17 protein-coding genes are annotated in these 20865 nt (G+C 36.4%); 11 read left to right on the plus strand and 6 right to left on the minus strand.

Annotated features, from left to right (window positions below):
- Positions 1-77 precede the first annotated feature (77 nt).
- From ABI657_RS12570 to ABI657_RS12580, 3 genes are all read right to left on the minus strand, one after another.
- Positions 78-614, minus strand: coding sequence for a DUF4136 domain-containing protein (locus tag ABI657_RS12570; RefSeq protein ID WP_348097615.1), 537 nt, complete (start codon positions 612-614; stop codon positions 78-80).
- A 51-nt stretch (positions 615-665) separates the two neighbouring features.
- A complete protein-coding gene (locus ABI657_RS12575; RefSeq protein ID WP_348097616.1) occupies positions 666-2642 on the minus strand; it encodes a urocanate hydratase in 1977 nt (658 codons plus the stop codon).
- A gap of 289 nt (positions 2643-2931) precedes the next feature.
- A complete protein-coding gene (locus ABI657_RS12580; RefSeq protein WP_192185729.1) occupies positions 2932-3114 on the minus strand; it encodes a DUF5522 domain-containing protein in 183 nt (60 codons plus the stop codon).
- Positions 3115-3226: 112 nt separating this feature from the next.
- Here ABI657_RS12580 and ABI657_RS12585 point away from each other — a divergent pair, with 112 nt between their 5' ends.
- Genes ABI657_RS12585 through hemL form a run of 4 tightly spaced genes read left to right on the plus strand, consistent with a single transcriptional unit; the run spans position 3227 to position 6662 of the window.
- Positions 3227-3562, plus strand: a complete 336-nt coding sequence (locus ABI657_RS12585; protein ID WP_348097617.1) for a hypothetical protein — start codon at positions 3227-3229, stop codon at positions 3560-3562.
- Between the two features lie 5 nt (positions 3563-3567).
- Positions 3568-4464, plus strand: a complete 897-nt coding sequence (locus ABI657_RS12590; protein ID WP_348097618.1) for a pyridoxal-phosphate dependent enzyme — start codon at positions 3568-3570, stop codon at positions 4462-4464.
- Positions 4457-5326, plus strand: a complete 870-nt coding sequence (locus ABI657_RS12595; protein WP_348097619.1) for a glucosaminidase domain-containing protein — start codon at positions 4457-4459, stop codon at positions 5324-5326. Before ABI657_RS12590 ends, ABI657_RS12595 begins: the two co-directional genes overlap by 8 nt.
- Before the next feature lie 49 nt (positions 5327-5375).
- Positions 5376-6662: a glutamate-1-semialdehyde 2,1-aminomutase gene (gene hemL / locus ABI657_RS12600; protein WP_348097620.1), complete on the plus strand. Its 1287-nt coding sequence runs from the start codon at positions 5376-5378 to the stop codon at positions 6660-6662.
- Between the two features lie 98 nt (positions 6663-6760).
- Here the strand turns inward: hemL and ABI657_RS12605 are convergent, their stop codons facing one another.
- On the minus strand, positions 6761-7384 hold the full coding sequence (locus ABI657_RS12605; protein WP_348097621.1) for an alpha-ketoglutarate-dependent dioxygenase AlkB: 624 nt from the start codon (positions 7382-7384) through the stop codon (positions 6761-6763).
- A gap of 84 nt (positions 7385-7468) precedes the next feature.
- Here ABI657_RS12605 and ABI657_RS12610 point away from each other — a divergent pair, with 84 nt between their 5' ends.
- Positions 7469-8236: a LexA family transcriptional regulator gene (locus tag ABI657_RS12610; protein ID WP_348097622.1), complete on the plus strand. Its 768-nt coding sequence runs from the start codon at positions 7469-7471 to the stop codon at positions 8234-8236.
- A 23-nt stretch (positions 8237-8259) separates the two neighbouring features.
- On the opposite strand, the gene xth is transcribed toward ABI657_RS12610, so the two are convergent.
- Complete coding sequence (gene xth, locus ABI657_RS12615) at positions 8260-9063, minus strand: exodeoxyribonuclease III (protein ID WP_348097623.1); 804 nt, start codon at positions 9061-9063, stop codon at positions 8260-8262.
- Positions 9017-9256, minus strand: coding sequence for a hypothetical protein (locus ABI657_RS12620; protein WP_348097624.1), 240 nt, complete (start codon positions 9254-9256; stop codon positions 9017-9019). Before ABI657_RS12620 ends, xth begins: the two co-directional genes overlap by 47 nt.
- A 545-nt stretch (positions 9257-9801) precedes the next feature.
- Here ABI657_RS12620 and ABI657_RS12625 point away from each other — a divergent pair.
- The 6 genes from ABI657_RS12625 to ABI657_RS12650 all read left to right on the plus strand — a co-directional run bounded on the left by ABI657_RS12625 (position 9802) and on the right by ABI657_RS12650 (position 20248).
- A complete protein-coding gene (locus ABI657_RS12625) occupies positions 9802-10695 on the plus strand; it encodes a hypothetical protein (RefSeq protein WP_348097625.1) in 894 nt (297 codons plus the stop codon).
- Positions 10696-10877: 182 nt separating this feature from the next.
- Positions 10878-11735: a hypothetical protein gene (locus ABI657_RS12630; protein WP_348097626.1), complete on the plus strand. Its 858-nt coding sequence runs from the start codon at positions 10878-10880 to the stop codon at positions 11733-11735.
- 32 nt (positions 11736-11767) lie between these two features.
- Positions 11768-12214 (plus strand): T9SS type A sorting domain-containing protein, encoded by a 447-nt coding sequence (locus tag ABI657_RS12635; RefSeq protein ID WP_348097627.1) that lies wholly within the window; start codon positions 11768-11770, stop codon positions 12212-12214.
- Positions 12215-12223: 9 nt separating this feature from the next.
- On the plus strand, positions 12224-18940 hold the full coding sequence (locus ABI657_RS12640) for an RHS repeat-associated core domain-containing protein (RefSeq protein ID WP_348097628.1): 6717 nt from the start codon (positions 12224-12226) through the stop codon (positions 18938-18940).
- A complete protein-coding gene (locus ABI657_RS12645) occupies positions 18928-19446 on the plus strand; it encodes a hypothetical protein (protein ID WP_348097629.1) in 519 nt (172 codons plus the stop codon). Before ABI657_RS12640 ends, ABI657_RS12645 begins: the two co-directional genes overlap by 13 nt.
- Positions 19447-19735: 289 nt before the next feature.
- Positions 19736-20248 (plus strand): hypothetical protein, encoded by a 513-nt coding sequence (locus ABI657_RS12650; protein ID WP_348097630.1) that lies wholly within the window; start codon positions 19736-19738, stop codon positions 20246-20248.
- Positions 20249-20865: the final 617 nt, after the last annotated feature.

Consider the following 20865-nt stretch of genomic DNA (forward strand, 5'->3'; position numbering starts at 1 on the left):
TGCAATAATGTTAATAATAGCGGTAATGATGTTATTTAAATTTGTCATTTTTCTCGTTTGAAAAACAAATGTATTGATTATTTTTTAACCGGAGGATATTGCGCCAAAACTTTGCTTACAATTTCCTGAACTCTTTCATCTTTCTTGTCAACGTTCTTAGTCAGAGTAGCAACAGCTTCACCCTGCCAGATCATCTCTTTCTTTTTAGCATCAATTAAGTCAATGAATAAAGTGCCTTCGGTAGAGGTTGAAACCATTGGCTGGCCTCCGTACATCATGTAAGGATTCCATCCCCATCCCCAGCCATAGCCCCAGCCGGCATTGAATTGGTTGACATTAACCTGTTCTCTTGACTTGGTAAAAATATTCACTAACAAATCAGGTGTTTCACTTTTAGTAAATCCTTTGGCTTGTAATTCAGTATCGATTGCATGAAGAATTCTCCTTTTATCCAAATCAGAGATTTCAACTTTGTCAATTCCGGGTTTAAAGAAAGCATATGTTTTATAAGGAGCAAAGTCTACATTTTTATCATAATCAGAATAAACACTAACTGTACTGCAGGATGTTAGTAGTAGAACCAGAAAAATTGGTAGTAATTTAAATGTTTTCATATTGTTAATATTTAGTGTTCTTAATTTAGTTAAATATAAAAAAACGGTAAGCTAAAATAAACTTTCATCTACGATATTAGGCAAAGTTACTTTTAATAAAGGCTCAACTTGCATGGCTCTTTTAATGGCAAAGATAGCTTCGTCATTCCGGGCCCAGCTTCGTCTTGAAATTCCATTGGTAACATCCCAGAAAAGCATTGATGCTAAACGTTTTGACGCTTCTTTAGAGCCATCAAGAACCATACCAAAGCCACCATTTATGACCTCGCCCCAGCCAACTCCGCCACCATTATGGATGGATACCCAGGTTGCTCCTCTGAAGCTGTCGCCAATTACATTCTGGATCGCCATATCTGCCGTAAAACGCGAACCATCGTAGATGTTTGACGTTTCTCTGTATGGGGAATCTGTTCCTGAAACGTCATGATGATCACGCCCTAAAACAACGATTCCAATTTCACCTTTTGCAATGGCCTGATTAAATGCTTCGGCAATTTTAATACGGCCTTCAGCATCGGCATACAGAATTCTCGCTTGAGAACCCACAACCAGTTTATTTTCCTGCGCACCTTTGATCCATTTGATGTTATCCTGCATTTGCTGCTGAATTTCATTTGGAGCCGTTTTCGCCATTTCTTCTAAAACATGACAGGCAATAGTATCTGTTTTTTGTAGATCTTCCGGATTTCCAGAAGTACAAACCCATCTGAAAGGACCAAAACCGTAATCGAAACACATGGGTCCCATAATATCCTGAACGTAACTCGGATATTTAAAATCGATATTATTCTCTGCCATTACATCGGCTCCGGCACGGGAAGCTTCTAATAAAAAGGCATTTCCATAATCAAAAAAGTAAGTGCCTTTTGCGGTATGTTTGTTAATGGCATCGGCATGTCGGCGTAACGTTTCCTGCACTTTTTCTTTGAATAATTCAGGGTTATTTGCCATCATTTCATTGGCTTCTTCGAAAGAAATTCCAACCGGATAATAACCGCCCGCCCACGGATTATGAAGCGAAGTTTGGTCAGAACCCAAATCAATTTTTATATTTTCCTTGTCGAAACATTCCCAGACATCAACCACATTTCCTAAATAGGCAATCGAAACCACTTCTTTATTGGCTTTCGCCGAATTGACTCTTTTTACCAACTCTTCTGTTGAGGTTACGACTTCATTAATCCAGCCTTGTTCGTGACGGATTTTGGTAATTTTTGGATTTACTTCGGCGCAGACCGTGATACAGCCTGCAATATTTCCCGCTTTTGGCTGAGCGCCTGACATGCCGCCAAGGCCAGAAGTTACAAAAAGATTGCCTTCAGGCTTTAGTTTTATTTTTCTGAAACCATTTAAAACTGTAATCGTAGTTCCGTGCACAATTCCCTGTGGACCAATATACATATAACTTCCCGCCGTCATTTGACCGTATTGAGAAACTCCCAAAGCATTCATTTTTTCCCAGTCGTCTGGTTTAGAGTAATTCGGAATCACCATTCCGTTGGTAACGACAACTCTGGGCGCTTCTTTATGGGAAGGAAATAATCCCATCGGGTGTCCTGAATACATCGTTAAAGTCTGGTCATCTGTCATTTCAGACAAATATTGCATGGTCAGTAAATATTGCGCCCAGTTCTGAAAAACAGCTCCGTTGCCGCCATACGTAATCAATTCATGCGGATGTTGTGCCACAGCATAATCCAGATTGTTCTGAATCATATGCATTATCGCTTTTGCCTGCAAAGATTTTCCCGGATATTCATCAATTGGTCTGGCGTACATTGTGTAATCAGGACGAAGGCGATACATATAGATACGCCCGTATTTTTCTAATTCTTCTGAAAATTCAGGAAGTAATTCAGCATGATGTTTGGCATCAAAATAGCGTAAAGCATTTTTTAAAGCCAGCTTTTTCTCTTCTGCAGAAAGTATGTCTTTTCGCTTTGGTGCATGATTAATGGCTAAATCATATGTTGCTTTTGGAGGTAATATCGAGGGAATTCCTTGTTGTATTTCTTCTTTGAAAGTCATTTTTTTAAAGTTTCTAAGTTGCTAAGATTTTAAGTTACTAAGGTTTTTTACATTGATTATAAAAAGATAGTAACAGCTAAATTTCCATTGAAAAAAAATGAACTAGGGATAACGAATATCCGACCTGTGATAGGATTTGTGGATTTTAATCCTAAATTTTCGAAGCAGAATATCCATTTATAATTTTAGAGTTTAGATTGTTGATTTCAGTTTTTTTGAATTATCTAATTGGCACATTTTCAAATTGACACATTAAAAGAATTATCTAATTGTCAAATTGGCACATTTTCTAATTCGTTTTCCTGATTCGTCCCGTGTTTTTATCAAAACCATAAGGACAATGTCGGCAGCCGCTTTTACAGCAATATCCTCTTTTTAGATGATGCTTTTCGGTAAAGCATTTATAACCTTCAGGCGTATAGTAAAAATCTTCGCCTTCGATTAATTTATTTTCATTACTTTGTTCTTTCATAAATCTGTTTTAGGCCAAATTTCTATTTTTTCAAAAATAAAATAAGTATTCAATTGTGATTTTAATGAAACTGACCATTTTTACAGATACAAATTTATAAATTTTACAGCCAATGTTTCTGATTGTTGCCAAATATTTAATTCCGAAAGGATATCGCGGAATGGCTGTTTTTCCTTTTGTTGTGGTAAAATATGATTTTGATAAAACAAACTTAATTTTTGTCAATCATGAAAAAATCCATTTGAAACAGCAATTGGAAATGTTGATTCTGCCTTTTTTTATCTGGTACTTTTTAGAGTATTTAATTCGTTTGATTCAATATAAAAATATAGATTTAGCCTATCGGAATATTAGTTTTGAAAGAGAAGCTTATGCGAAGGAATGCGATTTTCAGTATTTAAAAAAACGATCTTTCTTTCAATTTCTGAAATACATTAAATTAAAATAGCAATTTTGAATCAGAACATCAATATTAATTTTTCAGCCAATATTTCTTTGACAATTAAACGTGAAGATTTGATTCATCCGTTTGTTTCCGGAAATAAATTCAGAAAACTAAAATACAATTTACTTCAGGCTAAAGACGAAAATAAAGAAACCATATTGACTTTTGGAGGTGCTTTTTCGAATCATATTGCAGCAGTAGCGTATGCTGGGAAGGAACAAGGATTCAAAACTATCGGAATTATTCGGGGAGATGAACTTTTGGATAAAATAGAAGAAAATCCAACCCTGAAATTTGCTCAACAAAACGGAATGGAATTTGTATTTGTTTCCAGGGAAGAGTATCGAAATAAAAGTGAAGCTTCCTTTACAGAAAAACTAAAAAATAAGTTTGGCGATTTTTATTTAGTGCCCGAAGGTGGAACAAACCAACTGGCTGTAAAAGGCTGCGAAGAGATTTTAACAGACGAAGATTCCGAGTTCGATTACATTTGCTGCGCGGTAGGAACAGGCGGAACAATTGCAGGATTGATAAATAGCGCGTTGCCAGATCAGAAAATTTTAGGATTTCCTGCCTTAAAAGGTGACTTTTTAATAGATGAAATTTGTATTTTTGCCAAAAAAAATAACTGGGAATTAATTTCTGACTATCATTTTGGAGGTTATGGCAAAATAAATTTAGAATTAATTGAGTTTATTAATTCTTTTCTGGAAACAAATAAAGTCCCATTGGATCCAATTTACACAGGAAAGATGGTTTTTGGCGTTATAGATCTGATCAGCAAAAATTATTTTCCTCCGCTTTCAAAAATTCTACTCATTCACACCGGCGGATTGCAGGGAATTGAAGGGATGAATTTAAAATTAAGGCAGAAAAAATTACCAATACTTAAAACGAATGTTTAAAAAAATTATAATATTCTTCATAATAGCAATTTTAGCAGGCTGCTCATCCAGTAAGCCGGCTATTGCAACCACCAAAAAAGCAGCAGCAATACAGAAACCAAGAACGGCAACTACAAAAAAGCCGGCATACACTAAAGCCACTGCTAAAAATTATCCCACAACAAACAACACCACTGAAGTGATTCAGTCTACTTCAAAAACGGTGGTAACCAGTAATTTAATTAACGATTATGTTTTGCAATACAAGGATATTGCCATGTCAAACATGAAAAAATATGGTATTCCGGCCAGTATTATTCTGGCACAGGGAATTCTCGAATCAGGGGCAGGCAAAGGGGATTTAGCTATAGAAGCCAATAACCATTTCGGAATAAAATGCCATAAAGACTGGTTAGGGGAAAGTGTACGCCATGATGATGATTCGGCTCAGGAATGTTTTAGGAAATATAGGGAGGCTTCAGAATCCTACAGGGATCATGCATTGTTTTTAGTGGGTAAAAACAGATATGCAACATTATTCACTTACGAAAAAGATGACTATAAGTCATGGGCAAAAGGTTTGAGAACAGCAGGTTATGCTACAGATCCTAATTATCCCGATAAATTAATCAGTTATATTGAACGTTATAATCTCCATCAATACGATTGTGAGGTTACCGGTAAAAACTACAAGCCGTCAGATAAATCAATTGCAAATAACCAGGCTTCAAACTCTAACGATCCAAATTGGTATGAAGTTCAAAAAGGAGACACCTTATATTCAATATCGAAAAAATTCAATATACTGGTGGATGATTTAAAACGAAAAAATAACCTTTCAGAGAATACGCTTTCAGTAGGGCAGAGGTTGAAAGTGAAATAATTAATTTAACAATTGTCAATTATCAATTGAAAAATTCTAAAATAAAAAAATGATCTATAAAAGAAGTAGCCAGCTTTTTGCTGAAGCAGAAAAAGTAATTCCTGGAGGAGTAAATTCCCCGGTAAGAGCATTTAAAGCCGTTGGGGGAACTCCAATTTTTGTAAAAAGTGCCAAAGGGGCCTATTTGTATGATGAAGACGGAAATAAATTAATAGATTATATCAATTCATGGGGACCAATGGTTTTAGGCCACGCGTATGAACCTGTTATTGATGCCGTAATCGAAAAAGCAAAACTGGGAACCTCATTTGGAATGCCAACGGAACTCGAAACTCAAATCGCGGCTTTAGCGGTTGCGATGGTGCCGAATATTGATAAAATCAGATTTGTAAATTCAGGTACAGAAGCGTGTATGAGTGCAATTCGTCTGGCTCGCGGATTTACAAAAAGAGATAAAATCATCAAATTTGCAGGCTGCTATCACGGACATTCTGATTCCTTTTTGATTCAGGCGGGTAGTGGAGCGGTAACTTTCGGATCTCCAAACAGTCCGGGTGTTACAGAAGGAACTGCAAAAGATACGTTGTTGGCAAAATACAATGATTTAGAAAATGTAAAAACGGTAATAGAAGCCAATAAAAACGAAATAGCGGCCATCATCATTGAGCCGGTAGCCGGAAATATGGGATGTATTCCGCCTAAAGAAGGTTTCCTGCAGGGCTTAAGAGATTTGTGTACCGCAAACGGAATCTTACTAATCTTTGATGAGGTAATGACAGGTTTTCGCCTGGCCCGTGGAGGCGTTCAGGAATTGTATAACATTAAGGCTGATATTGTAACCTTCGGAAAAGTAATTGGTGGCGGGTTGCCTGTTGGGGCTTTTGCTGCTCCCGAAGAAATTATGAATCACTTAGCACCGCTTGGTCCGGTGTATCAGGCAGGAACCTTATCCGGAAATCCATTAGCAATGGCGGCAGGATTGGCGATGCTGGAATCGTTAAATAGTGATCCTGCTATTTTTACACGTTTAGAAGAAAAAACCGCTTATCTGGAAGCAGGAATTGATAGGGTTTTAAAAGCAAACAATATTATTTTTACAATTAATAGGGTAGGTTCTATGATTTCCGTTCATTTTGATGAAAACCCCGTTGTTGATTTTCAAACAGCTGCAAAAGGGGATAACGAAACGTTTAAGAAATTCTTTCACGGTTTGCTGAACGAAGGTATTTACATTGCACCATCAGCATACGAAACTTGGTTCATTACAGATGCTTTGACATATGACGATTTAGATTTTACTATAAACGCAATTGATAAGGTTGCAAAGACATTTTAGATGAAATAGAATAATATATTTAAGAGAGACTTAGCTTTATTGTTAAGTCTTTTTTATTTAAAGAAAGCATGTTGAGAGAGAAAAGCCTATTTACTAACTCAACTCCTGTTCACCCTTCTGAAAGTAAGGTTAATTCTCGGCAATACATCCCGCGCAGTTTTAGGGACCTGATGTTGCCAGAAACTATTGGTGGTACCTGCCATTAGCAAAAAGGAACCATGATGCAGCGGAATATTTACTTGCGGAATCTCTTTCCTAAACTTATGACGAAGCCGGAACATTCTGGTTTCACCAAAAGTTACAGAGGCAATAATGGGGTTTTTACCTGTATTGTCTTCCTTATCGCTGTGCCAGCTTACACCGTCCTTTCCGTTTCGGTATAAATTCAGCAATACGGCATTAAAATGCAGGTTGGTTTCATTTTCCACTCGGTCTCTTATTGCAAGAAGCTCATCAGGCCAATCACTGCTGCTTTCCAGGGTTCCTGTATTCTCTTTTTCTGCATACCAGGAAATCATTCGGGGCACGGTAACCGTCTTGTCAAATAGCTCCATTTCATATTCCCTCCATTTGGTTTGGTGAAGCAGGGTTTCATAATAATAATCAGATTCTTCTTTACTGAAAAAATTATCAATCAAAATCAGTTCGGCATCCGGAACATCAAATACTTTTTTGCCCGCCAGTCCGGATGCAAATAACTCGGTATCATTAAATAGTGTCATTTTTTTATTTTTGGAACAAACAAAATTAGTACAGATAATAACAATTTCACTATATTTGTTGTTATAAATTGTAACAAAATAAGTATGTCATTATTTTCAGATAATATTCGTGCCCTGCGGGTAAAACATAAAATTTCACAGGAAAAACTGGCCCAGACTTTACAAATAACACGGGGAAGATACGTAAAATACGAAGATGGTACCTCTGAGGCACCCTATGATATCCTAAAAAAAATAGCGCATTATTTTCATATCAGTATCGATATATTACTTTCGGTAGATGTCAGGAAAATAGAAATCCAGGATTTACTAAAATTGGAAAACAACAGGCTCATCTTACCCATTCAGGTAGATGGGGCAGGCGAAAATTTTATCGAAGTGGTAACCCAAAAGGTAAAAGCAGGTTATTTAAACGGCTATTCAGATCCGGAATATATCGAAAGCCTGCAGCAAATTTCACTTCCTTTTTTAGGTTCAGGCAAACACAGGGGGTTTCCGGTCGAAGGCGATTCTATGCCACCGCATGAAGATGGCAGTATTATTATTGGGCGGTATGTAGAAAAACTGGGTGATGTGCAGGATGGTAAAACCTACATCCTCATTACTAAAAATGAAGGAATGGTATACAAGCGACTCAATAAAAATAAAAAAAATGCTTTGGTGTTAGAATCAGACAATAGTTTTTATCCTAATTATGAAGTAAGGCTTTCAGATATTATTGAAATTTGGGAATACCAGTGCAATATCGGGCGTAACGATAAAAAGCACGAATTAAATGAAATAGAAAGTATGAAAGAATTACTGCTGGAAGTAAAAAGGGAAGTACTGGAAATTAAAAATAAGAATGTATAGCAAACCTTAAATATAAAACAGTTTTATTTTAAATCAATTTCAATCCATACCGGAGCATGGTCACTCGTTTTTTCCCATCCGCGAACATAACGGTCAACTCCCCCGGCTCTTAATTTTGTAGCAACTTCCGGGCTCAGTAAAAAATGGTCAATTCTTAAACCGGCATCTCTTTCATAAGCTTTTCTGAAGTAGTCCCAAAACGTATAAATTTTTTTATCAGGATACAAGGTCCGTATCGCATCAGTCCATCCCTGCGACACAATAGCATGAAAAGCTTTTCGTACTTCAGGTCTGAAAAGCGCATCATCAACCCATTTTTCAGGTTTATAAACATCAAGTTCTGTAGGCATCACATTAAAATCACCAAGTAATATAACCGGTGTTTTCAAACTCAATAGAGTTGCAGCACGTTTATTAAGTCTCTTGAACCATTGCAGTTTGTAGTCAAGTTTAGGACCGGTTGCCGGATTGCCGTTGGGTAAGTAAAGGCAGGCAATCACCATACCATTGATCAATGCTTCAATATAACGGCTTTGAATATCGTCTTCATCACCCGGAAGTACGTGGGTAATTTCTTCAATTTCCATATTGCGGGCTAAAATAGCCACACCATTCCATTGCTTTTGCCCGTGCCATATAGCAGTATAACCGGCATCAAGTAATGCTTTTTCAGGAAATTTGTCCTGAGGTGCTTTCAGTTCCTGCAGGCATACAATATCCGGGGCAGTTTCTTCAAGCCACTTAAGCAATACAGCTAAGCGGCCATTAACACCATTTACGTTATAGGTAGCTATTTTCATGTGAAGCAAAGCTGGAAAAATCTTCATCAATTGAGTTTTCACTTTCTTCTTCTGAACAATTCATACTGGTTGCTGCAGGCTCTGGCATGTCATCCCAATGTCCCCAATCACCCTTATAGGCTTTGCGGTAAACAAAATCAGTATCACTTACAGAACAAATTTCACTGTGAATGGAACCGTTTTGAAAATCTTCGATAGTACACTTGTTTAAATTTTTCATGGCTTTGTTATTTGAGGAGAAATACAAAAGTACATAGGTAAGCCATTGAATTGGTTATATTTAAATTATGATTTGTTATGTAATTCACATGTGACTGCCAAGTAATTTGAAGTTGAAATTAAAATTAGTGGATAAGTTTAATAATAAGTGTACTTGATAAAAAGCCGTAAGGTGATATTAAACTTAATTTTGCCTTTCATTTAATATTAAAAAATAATTATTACAATCTCTTACTTACCTTCAAATTACTTCTGGTAAATGGTGTTCTTAAGTAAATTCTCTTTAAAGGTATGGCTTCATACTTATTAACACACACAATTATAAACTTTCTATATTTTGAATAAAAAAATTAACAATTATTTATATATTTTATGGTTATTAATCTTATAATTATTTAAAAGCGCATTTTGCCTGTGTAATTTGTATTTAATCGATTTTATAATGTAAAAATGTTAATAAATTAAGAAATGTATTATGAATTTTTTTGACTTATTTTGTCTCAATAACAAATTTCATTTCATAATTATAAAATCTAAATTCAAATAATGAAAAAAAATGTAACCTTTTTAATTCTTATAATTTGTAGCACATGTTTCTCACAGGATCTTGTTACCGGAGGTTCCAACAACTGGATTTTTCATACACCTGATGATGGGAGGACAACTTTATGGATAGCTCCATATATTTCCAACGAGTATCAATTTGGACAATCAACTGCATTTTTAAATAATGGAGATGTTATTTTTAGCAATAATTTAGGTATTGGCAAAACACCTTCATCATATCAACATGGAGGAGTTAATAAGGTAGTTGAAATCAGTAATCCAGACACAAGTATAAATTCTCAATCTCATGTGATACTCTCATCAGGATCAACCCTTCCTAATTCATCAGTTGGAAGTGTAACATGGTCAATGCATAATAGCACCGCTTCCAATAAAGGGTTAGCCTTTATTGGAGTTACAACGGGAACTAATTCTACTTCCGCTAATCCTTCCTCGTCTATGGTATTTGCAACCAGAAACGCATCGCACAACAATTGGGGCGCACAAATGATATTGACCGATAATGGTAATTTAGGTATTGGCATTTTTAATCCAACTAACAAGTTAGATGTAAATGGCACTATTCATTCCAAGGAAGTAAAAGTAGATATGTTGGGTTGGTCTGATTTTGTCTTTAAAAAGGAATATGATTTGCCAACTCTTGAAGAAGTAGAAATGCATATTCTAAAAAAAGGTCATTTAGAGAATATTCCGAGTGAAGATGAAGTTGTAAAAAACGGAATCAATTTGGGAGAAATGAATGAAAAATTGCTGCAGAAAATAGAGGAATTAACACTGTATTTAATCCAGCAAAACAAAGAAATTGAAAAACAAAATAAACAGATGGAGGAATTAAAAGCTCAGGTTAAAGATTTATTGGACTCTAAAAAATAATCTTAGCTTTTAATACTACTTCTACATAAAATATTAGACTAATAAATTTATACAATGAAAAATAAAATTACAATAATGCTTTTGGAATACTTTTTTTTACTGCAACCATAAATGCACAGATTAGTACTGGTGTAGGAGGAGGTGGAACTATATTACCAAATAACCCAACCAGTAATACAAATGTGGGTATTGGTACGACCGATCCAACAGCAAAACTTGAAGTTATAGGAAATGTTAAGGCTACTGCCGGTATATTTACAAAAAGTGCTCCCAACGGATCTGTTTTTACTACTGATAGGGGAGTAAAGAGTTTAGTTTTATCTGCAGGAAGTCTTTTGCCTGGATATTCAATTGAAAATGAGGTCCGGATGCTAAAATTTTATGATTTTCCTCAATCTAACATAGATTCAAAATCACTTTTTTGGTTTGCATTAGAAGATAGAAACGATTATAATAGATTCCGGGTTGTTGCAGAAACTGGTGGATTAACACAAGTTGTTGTTTCTAATAGATTGCAACAGGAATTAGTAAAAATTAGTGAAGATGGTAATGATAATATTTATATGCATCTTCCAAAACCAAATTCCAGAATAGTTATTGGGGGTTATGGGGATTATTTGCCGGAACATAAATTTGTAGTAAGAGGTAGCTCAAAAATAGAAGGCAATATTCTCACAGATGCAAATATAGGCATCGGAACCTCAAACTTTACAGACGGAGCAGATACCTACCGGCTTTCCGTAAAAGGAAAAATCCGTGCTGAAGAAATAAAAGTATACAACACCTGGGCCGATTATGTTTTTGGCCCGGATTATGAATTGCCAACTTTACAACAGGTAGAAAACTACATCGCGAAAAATGGTCATTTACCCAATGTACCGTCAGCTAAGGAAATTACCGAAAAAGGGTTAGAATTGGGAGAAATGGCAAAAATTCAACAGGAAAAAATCGAAGAACTAACACTATATCTAATTCAGCAAAATAAGGAGATAGAAGAATTAAAATATCAGGTAAAGGTATTATTATCTGCAAAAAAATAGGCTACTCATTTTCATAAATAAAAATTCAGATAATGAAATATTATATTACACTATTGGTGCTCGGATTCACTTTGTCAATCTATTCCCAAACAAAGATTAAATTTAGTTATGATACTGCAGGTAATCAGACAAGCAGGATATTGTGTGTCAACTGCCCGCCTGAAACGGGAAAACAAGTCAAGGAAATAGAAGCAATTGTTGATGAGGATCTGGAAAAGCTTCCCGGAGAGGATATGATTTCGTATTATCCCAATCCGGTTAAGGAAGAGTTATATCTAAAGTGGGACCTGACCAATGACAATTATGTAACCGCAATTCAGGTTATTTCCATAACCGGACAGGTTTTAAATACCTATCAGGCAACTAAAAATAACAATACCCAAAATATTTTGTTTCAGTCGTATCCTTCCGGGGTTTATGTGGTAGTGATCAATTATAAATCAGGTGATCCAAAAACAATTAAAATTGTTAAGCAATAAAGCCAGGATATGAAACAATTTTACTCTCTCATTATAGTTTTATTCACCTCTTTTTCTTTTTCTCAGAATTTTACAGATACAAAAGGAGAATTACAAATATCTGCTTCAGGAACTGCTTCCTATACTTTGCCAATAGCACTGCCTCCAAGCATAAAAAACGTTGCGCCTATTATCAATCTTACCTACAGCAGTGGAGTAAGAGGAGGAATTGCAGGACAGGGATGGAGCATTAATAGTATTTCAGCAATAAACCGTATTGCTACACGCCGTGATATTGATGGGTTTGTAGATGGTGTCGATTTTGATGATAATGATAAATTATCCTTGGACGGTCAGCGGTTATTAATAAAAACCGGTACCTATTGGGCAAACGGTTCCACTTACGAAACGGAATATAAAAGCAATACCAGAATCGAATTAAAAATTGAAGGCGCTGTAACTTATTTTATTGTGACGGCACCAGACGGTTCCAGAAGCTGGTATGGTTCAAAAGGAAACGGAAGCCTGCAAAACTCGGTTTCTGTAAATTCGTGGTATATTGTCCGTTATGAAGATACGTATGGCAATTTTATCGATTATAACTATCAAACCGTAACTTATAACAGTACGAACCAGTTATATATTGCAACGATTGTTTTCAGTGGTAATTCAACGGCAGGAATTGCTGCACAGGATAAAATTGCTTTCAATTATGAAGACTCAAAAAGAATTGAAAGGGATTATATGAAAGGAGGGGCAATCTATGCGACCAAAACCTTAAAATCGATAGAAGTATCTGTTAATAATTCAACTTTCAGAATCTATAAATTAGAGCATTCCATTGATGATTCAGGATATGAAAGGGTAGTCAATATAAGGGAGGTAAATGCACAGCAGGAGGAATCCAACCCGGTAGTTTTTGACTATAATACAACACCGACGGCAACAACGAGAACTGTAAAAGAATATACAAATAATTTAAATTTTTCTAATGCTAATTTAGCAGGCGATTTTGATGGTGATGGACAATTGGATTTTGTTGCTGATAATAAGGTTTTTACAAAATTGTTTCAGGGAAATACAGGAAATGCTCCAATTGATTTACCTATATGGATTCGTTACAAATTTGCTGCTACGACACTCACAGATAATAAACTAAACCAATTTCAGTCGATTGTTTATATTAATGGGACTTTGAATACATTAGAGTTTAAAACGTATAATTTATCTGGCAACACTGCTGTTTTGAGCCACAATAAAATCATAGATTTTAATAATACGAAACTAATTGATCCAAATTCAGATTCATATTGTGGTAGTATTGTGAATCTTTTAAAATTTAATAATTATTTTGAAGGAGATTTTAATGGAGATGGGATAAGTGAATTTTTAATTGAAAGCGAGCGAAATCAAAGGACACTTGCTTATCCTTATGTGGTATATGATGGTAATGGCTATCCTATAGATGAATATTGTGTAGAAAGTCAGTCATCTGAAGGATATGATTTTCATTTAATGAATCTTAATCCCAATGCATCTACAGTTATTGGCCAGAATGGATTTTTTAAATTAGAAAATAGTGATGTTTTAATTGGAGATAAAAAATATATTGCGGATTTTAATTCTGACGGAAAATCTGATATTTTATTGATTAATTATAACAAAACTTATAAAATAATTAGTTTTAAACAACTTAATCAGGCACCTTGGGTAGAATTAGAAATAATTGGAACAGGAACCTTAGATAAATATTCTGTAACAAAACAAATGCTGCTTGGTGACTATAATGGTGATGGTAAAACTGATCTAATGCTGCCTGATGGAGAAGGAGGCGATGACCAGATTGTATGGCATATCTATTACAGCAATCCTAATCCGGCAGGTGGAGAATTCTTCGTGAAGGAAACTCATAATATTGTGGAATATTGGCCCAATACTGGTAATAGTTTTGACTCCCAAACACATTTTAGTACTTATTATGCTATTGACATTAATAAGGATGGCAAATCTGACATTGTAAGGGTTTGGAGAAGATATTACAAACCGAGTTGGACAATCAATGACCATAATACAGAATGGTGGGTCAAAGGGTACACCAACAATATAGGCAATACCAACAGTACAGCGACATTTCCATTAACCTATGATTCAAAAAATGATCATATCAATCCAGTCACAGGACAGCCTTCCGGATATTTTTCCGATTCACCTGATATCCCGATTCCGTTGGTTTCCAATTACAGGTACAATGGTGCTAATACTGATCTTGTTATTGTTCGTGGACAAAACACTAAAATCGAATACTACCAGTTCAACAAAAATTTTGATTCTGATAACCGGTTAAAATCAGTCACGGAAGCCAATGGAAAGATAGTACAGACAATTAACTATCTGCCTATGGAACCTACCAATGGGTTGTTGGGTTCAACTACAGATTTTTATTCTTCGGCAGATGCAGTAAATTATCCAAATATTGAGATAATCAGGAACCCGGGAAGTTTTTTGGTTGCTTCACTGACCGCAACAATCAATGGAGTATCAAAATCTCAGGATTTCAGGTATCGTGGTTATGTATCCAATTTTAATTACGGAACCGTTGGTTTTACCAGAACCACCAGAAGCAGTTGGTATTTGGCACAGGGAGATACCAAAATATGGACCACCCAGCATAATGATGTAAATCTTAGGGGAGCCAATACTATAACGTGGTCCGGTACAAACGGTTCTACTGTTTTTGATACATCGCCTGCCGATTTATTAAGTACCAAAACAAATGTTTTTAGCGGTTATACAAAAGGCGGGGGTGATGCGGTGGTATCAAATCCTATAGAGGATGTACTTGTGATCACAAATCCGGTAACAGCAGGACAAACCTATAAAGCGGGCACTTCAATAACAGCGTCCTCTGCAATAGCACCGGATATAGCTGTAAATTACCAGGCCCCGCAAATCATTTTGAAACCCGGATTTACCGCCAGTGCGGCCAATAATAGTAAGTTTACAGCCACTCCGGCAGCTGCGCAGGGCGGCAGCAACGCACCGGTTTCCAATAACAGTGTTTTTAATGTATTGCTGACCAAACAAACCACTGTAGACCATTTATCAGGAGTAAAGACTGAAACTGTTTTTTCCTATGATGGCACGACAGAAAGCCCGGCTTATTATGGCTTGGAAACCAGAACGGTGACAAAAAAATACAGTGGCTCTACAGTTCAGGGCACATCAATTGTAGATACTGAGTATGACAACAACCCAGCAGGCGCAGGCAGTGCGTATTATATAGGAAGACCTAAAAAAGTAAATACGTCAGACAACATTTATACGGGAGACACCAGAACGTCTGAGGAAACCTATACCTATACAGGAACCAACCTGACCCGGACAGAGAAAAAGGGACACAATACCTATGCAATTATAGAAGACATGACCTATGATGCAGTAGGAAATTTGCTGACCAAGAAAGTTTCGGCACCATCAGCTTTGCCGGCTCCTGCGCAAAGGGAAATAATCGACGAGTACGATGCCACAAAGCGTTTTGTAGTCAAAAAAACAGATCATCAGGGATTTATAACCAATTTTGTTTACAATACACTGGGGCAGGTTACCCAATCCACGAGTCCTTTGGGAGTGGTAAGTGATTATACCTTTGACAACTGGGGAAAACTGACCAAAACCAAAACCACCGGTATATCTTATGTACCATTGGAAACAACTATTACGTATGCTAAATTATATGATGGAGGTTATACCACGACCACCCAAAACACGGTGGGGGACAATGCCAAAAGTAGTACACAATATGATGTATTAGGAAGAGCGGTGATAACCACCACAAAAGGTTTGGCAGTCAATTCGACCATTTCAAGACAAGTGGTGTATGATGGTTTGGGAAGAAAAACAAAAGAGAGCGAACCCTATTTTTCATCACCAAGCCGATGGGTGGTATACGAGTACGATTACCTGATGCGTCCCATAACCATAACACAGCCAACAGGCAGGATCCAAACCATATCCTATTCAGGCCTGACTACTACCAGTGTCGACGACGGTAAGACAACTACGGCAACAGTGGATGCTTTGGGCAATAAAACCCAGACAACAGATCCGGGCGGATCCATCAGTTTTATCTATTATGCAAATGGCCAGTTAAAAGAATCTAATTACGAAGGGCATAAAGTAAGTATTGCTATTGACGGCTGGGGCAATAAAACCGCCATGACCGATCCTAATGCGGGTAACTACACTTATAGTTATGATGCCTTTGGTCAATTAACTGCTGAAACGACTCCAAAAGGGAGAACGGATACTTTCTATGATGATTTTGGAAAGGTAACCAGAAGAAAAGTGTCAGGTGAAGGAGCTGATATCGAGACTGAGTATGCTTACAACTCTTTTTCACAGATTACTAATGAGGTCAGCAAAAATAGTCTGGGAGGATTAATTGATTCTTTCGGTTACACCTATGATGCACTCCATAGAGTAGAAACCAATACCGAGACCAATGCCGCTTTTACACAAACGAAGACCATTACCTACGACAGTTACGGAAGACCTGTTACGGCTACCAATGCGACACAGGAACTCACATCGGGGCTAACCGAATCAATCACAACAAAAAATGTCTACAATACCTATAATGGTATGATGGATAAACTGACAGATGCCAATGATGCCGTTTTGTGGCAGCTCAATACAGCCAATGAAAAAATGCAGCCGCTGACCGCTACCTTAGGTAACGGGGTGGCCATAACCAACACGTACGATACACATGGCTATTATACGGCTCAGACACATACCAAAAACAGTATTAATATTCTGGAAAACACCTACAGTTTTAATGCCATAAAAGGGACATTAAACAATCGCCAGAATGTGGCTTTAGGCACATCGGAAACATTTACATACGATACATTAGACCGCCTGACCAACTGGACGAATCCTTTAACAGGTATTGTAGATTCCAATACGTATGACAATAAGGGAAGGATTACCAACAACAACAAACTGGGAACCGTTACCTATAATGCCAATGTAAATACGGGTATCTATCAGAAAAAAGAAATAGCCCTGACAACAGCAGGTGCAGCCTATTACAATGAGCTGCCAAAGCAGCTGGTAACGTATAACATGTTCAAAAGTCCGGTGTCAATCAACGAAAGCGACAAGGGCAGCACAACATTTACCTACAATTCGCATTTGTCAAGGCAGACAATGCAATTTGGGTACCAGATCCCGAGTCCGGGAGCTACCGGTATTTACACCAAAACAAAAAACTACACAGATGATGGCACTGTAGAAATAATAAAAACCTCTACCGAAATTACGATCCGTACGTTTGTAGGAGGCGATGCGTATGGGGCACCGTTGTATACAGAGAAAACAAAAACGATTGCATCAGGGGCAATTACGGACAATAAGTATTATCTTCATAGGGATTATCTGGGTAGCATCATTGCCATTTCAGATAACACAGGAACAGCGGTAGAAAGACGCCAGTTCGATGCCTGGGGTAATCTGGGCAAATTACAGAAAAACGGGGTTGCCGTAACGTTGCCTGCAAATGGTACAGGAGTAGCCCTAATGATGCTGGACAGGGGATATACCAGTCATGAGCATCTGGCAGAGGTTGGGCTGATACACATGAATGGCCGTTTGTACGATCCTGTTTTACGTTCTTTTTTAATGCCGGACAACTTCATCCAGCAGCCGGAAAATACCCAAAATTACAACAGGTATGCGTATGTATTGAATAACCCTTTGATGTATTCGGATCCTAGTGGAGAAGCATATGAGCTTTTGGCAGCTATAGGAATTGGTGCAGCAATAGCATTAGCATCATATACCATTACAGCCTTATTGGCAGATGTTCCTTTTAGTATTGGAGGGTTAGCAAAAGCTACTTTTATTGGTGCTGCAACTGCAGCTGTTACTTTTGGGATTGGTACTGCTGCGAGTTCAATGTTTAGTACACCTGCAATGGGGTTTTGGCAAGGTGCTTATCAAGGAGCGGTAATTGGTTCTCTTTCAGGGGCGGGAGGAGCTGTTTCCAATGCAATGTTTACTGGAAATAATATAACTTTAAAAGCTGTTTTAGGTGGTGCAGCAAGCGGCGCCTTACTTGGAGGTGCTATCGGAGGAATTCAAGGAGGGATTAGAGCACAGGGAAGAGGATTAAGTTTTTGGAAAGGTATAGGAAGTTCAACTTCGGATATTGCAATTTCTCCACCTGTTGTTTTATCTGGTGAACAATATGGTAATAATACTGAATTAAGGGCGGATTACGATGCAAATATTGGGAGATTAGATGGGATGAATTTAGATGAGGCTGAAGATGTTGTAAAAACATCTGTATTTCTTGGACATAAAGACAATCTCGCTCCAGGTTATAATTTGAGTTCAAGTGGAGAAATTACTAATGCCAATGGTCAAACTGTCCCAGGATATACGAGGCACTTTAAAACAAGTATATTTGGAAGACCCTATTCACAAACAACTATTGCGCCAAGTTTGAAAGGATATAGTTTAGTTCTTAAAAATATGGTTTTTAAACACGAGTTTATGCATGCATGGCATTGGAGTTCAGGATTTAACAATTTTGATAAATATACTGAAAGAGCAACTTCTCAATTTAGTAAGGTTTATTCTAAAACATATAATTTCGATTATAATATGCAAGAAATAGGTGCATTTCCTGCGAATTATGGATGGCAAAATTTTAATAAAATAATACGAACATGGATAAAATAGTCAGAACATCATTTTTATTTACTTTATTGCTACTTTCTTGTTCAAGGACAGCACCAAGGTACTCTGAAAATAAAAATAATCTAAAATTTGTCATTGAAAAATACATCACGGTTGATTTTAAAAAGAAAAAACTATTTTTAAATTATCACAATTTGAAATATGAGGACACTATAATTTTCACAAATAGCGAACGGATTGATATAATTAATTTTTTTAATAAATATAATTTAAATGGAGAGACTCAGGAATTCTGGTATATTGATGAGAATTCAGTTTCTACGTCATTACATGACGAGATAATTATTCTTGAAGATGATAAAGTAAGAGCGAGATTTGTAATAAATACAGATCATAAAATTGATAAATCATATTTTGAAGAATTCGAGACTAAAATAGTTAAATATAGAAACTTCGTGAAAAACATTGTTAAAAAAAAATATAGTTATAAAAAAGCAAATGACTCTTTAAAACATTTTGTAAAAAGAAGGCCTGCACTATTGATGTGATTATGTGAGTTGTGAAGTGTTCTTATAACTCCGATCGCGCGGAAATGTTTTCCGTGCTCGCAAAGAGAATCGGCAAAGAATAGAAATACAAATCCCGATAGCGCGGAAATGTTTTCCGTGTCCGCTAAGAGAATCGGCAAAGAATAGAAATACAAACCCGATCTCCGAAGAGTTCTAATAAAAAGCTGCGCAAACGTCTCTGACTTTGCACAATTTTTTAACCATTTTTAAATTATAAAGAGTTGCAAACAAAATAATTATTACAAACAAAATATTAATTTTAAATTTTATGAAGAGAGGTATTGTATTGGCATTTTTAATGATTTCATTATCAGGTTTTTCTCAACAGATTACTTATAGCAGTGGAGGAAATGTTTATAATTCTGAAAATAAAAAAATGACTTCTGAAGAAGTTAGGCAATTATTAACAAACAATAGTGAAGCTTTATCGCTTTATAATTCAGGTAGAAGTAAAAAGACCTGGGGTAATGTACTCTTTTATGGAGGTTTAGGGCTCATAGCGGCAAATGTTATTAGTGGTATGAATAGTGATAATAGCACAACATCTTATCCGGGTAATGGTAATTATCCATCAGTTCAGTCTGACCGTACCAATATGACTGCTGCAATAATTGGCGGAGCTATGATTATAGCCTCTATTCCAGTCAAAATAGGATATCCTAAAAAGATTAAATCGGCATTAGGTTTGTATAATACCAGTTTGACTGATAAGTATAAACCATTGCCCAGAACATCGTTATTAGCAGGTACCAACCAAATTGGATTCAAAATTGAATTCTAAGTTGCATTGCAAAACACCCCCGCTCTGCAAAGTGTTCCTGTACAGACCTTAGCTCTCCCCCGCTCTCCGAAGAGTTCTAATAAAAAGCTGCGCAAACGTCTCTGACTTTGCGAAAATTTTTTATGTTCTTGTAAATGATAAATCTGTTAAAAGTCTTCCGGCTTTCCGCAAGTATTTTTAATATAGCAAAACCGATAGCTGATTTCTAAACCTTTTCCCGTAACGATGAGCTTCAATACCTTATCTTTCTTGCATATTTTCTTTAATGAATTATAATTTTATATACGACTATGCACTGAAAAGTTCGAATAGAATCCGGCGTTAAATGTCTTTTTACACTGCCCCCAAAAGTAAACACTATTTAAGGGCTTTTTATAGAAAAAAAAGTCATTATAACGATGAGTTTACACTTCCGATGCCTTCAGGTTCTAAAAAAATAATAGTTAATTCACTTCAGTTGCAAAAAAATAATAATTTTACTGTAAATAAATCCAAAGCCAAGATTCAATTTAGTATCAATCAGCTAAAACAAACAAATTTATGAACATTCTAGAATTAAAAGAAAGGTGGATTCAAGACCTTAATGCAACAGTTGGTCTTTTTGGTTAATAATCAAA

The organism is Flavobacterium sp. (genome assembly GCF_039930565.1).
Taxonomy (GTDB): Bacteria; Bacteroidota; Bacteroidia; order Flavobacteriales; family Flavobacteriaceae; genus Flavobacterium.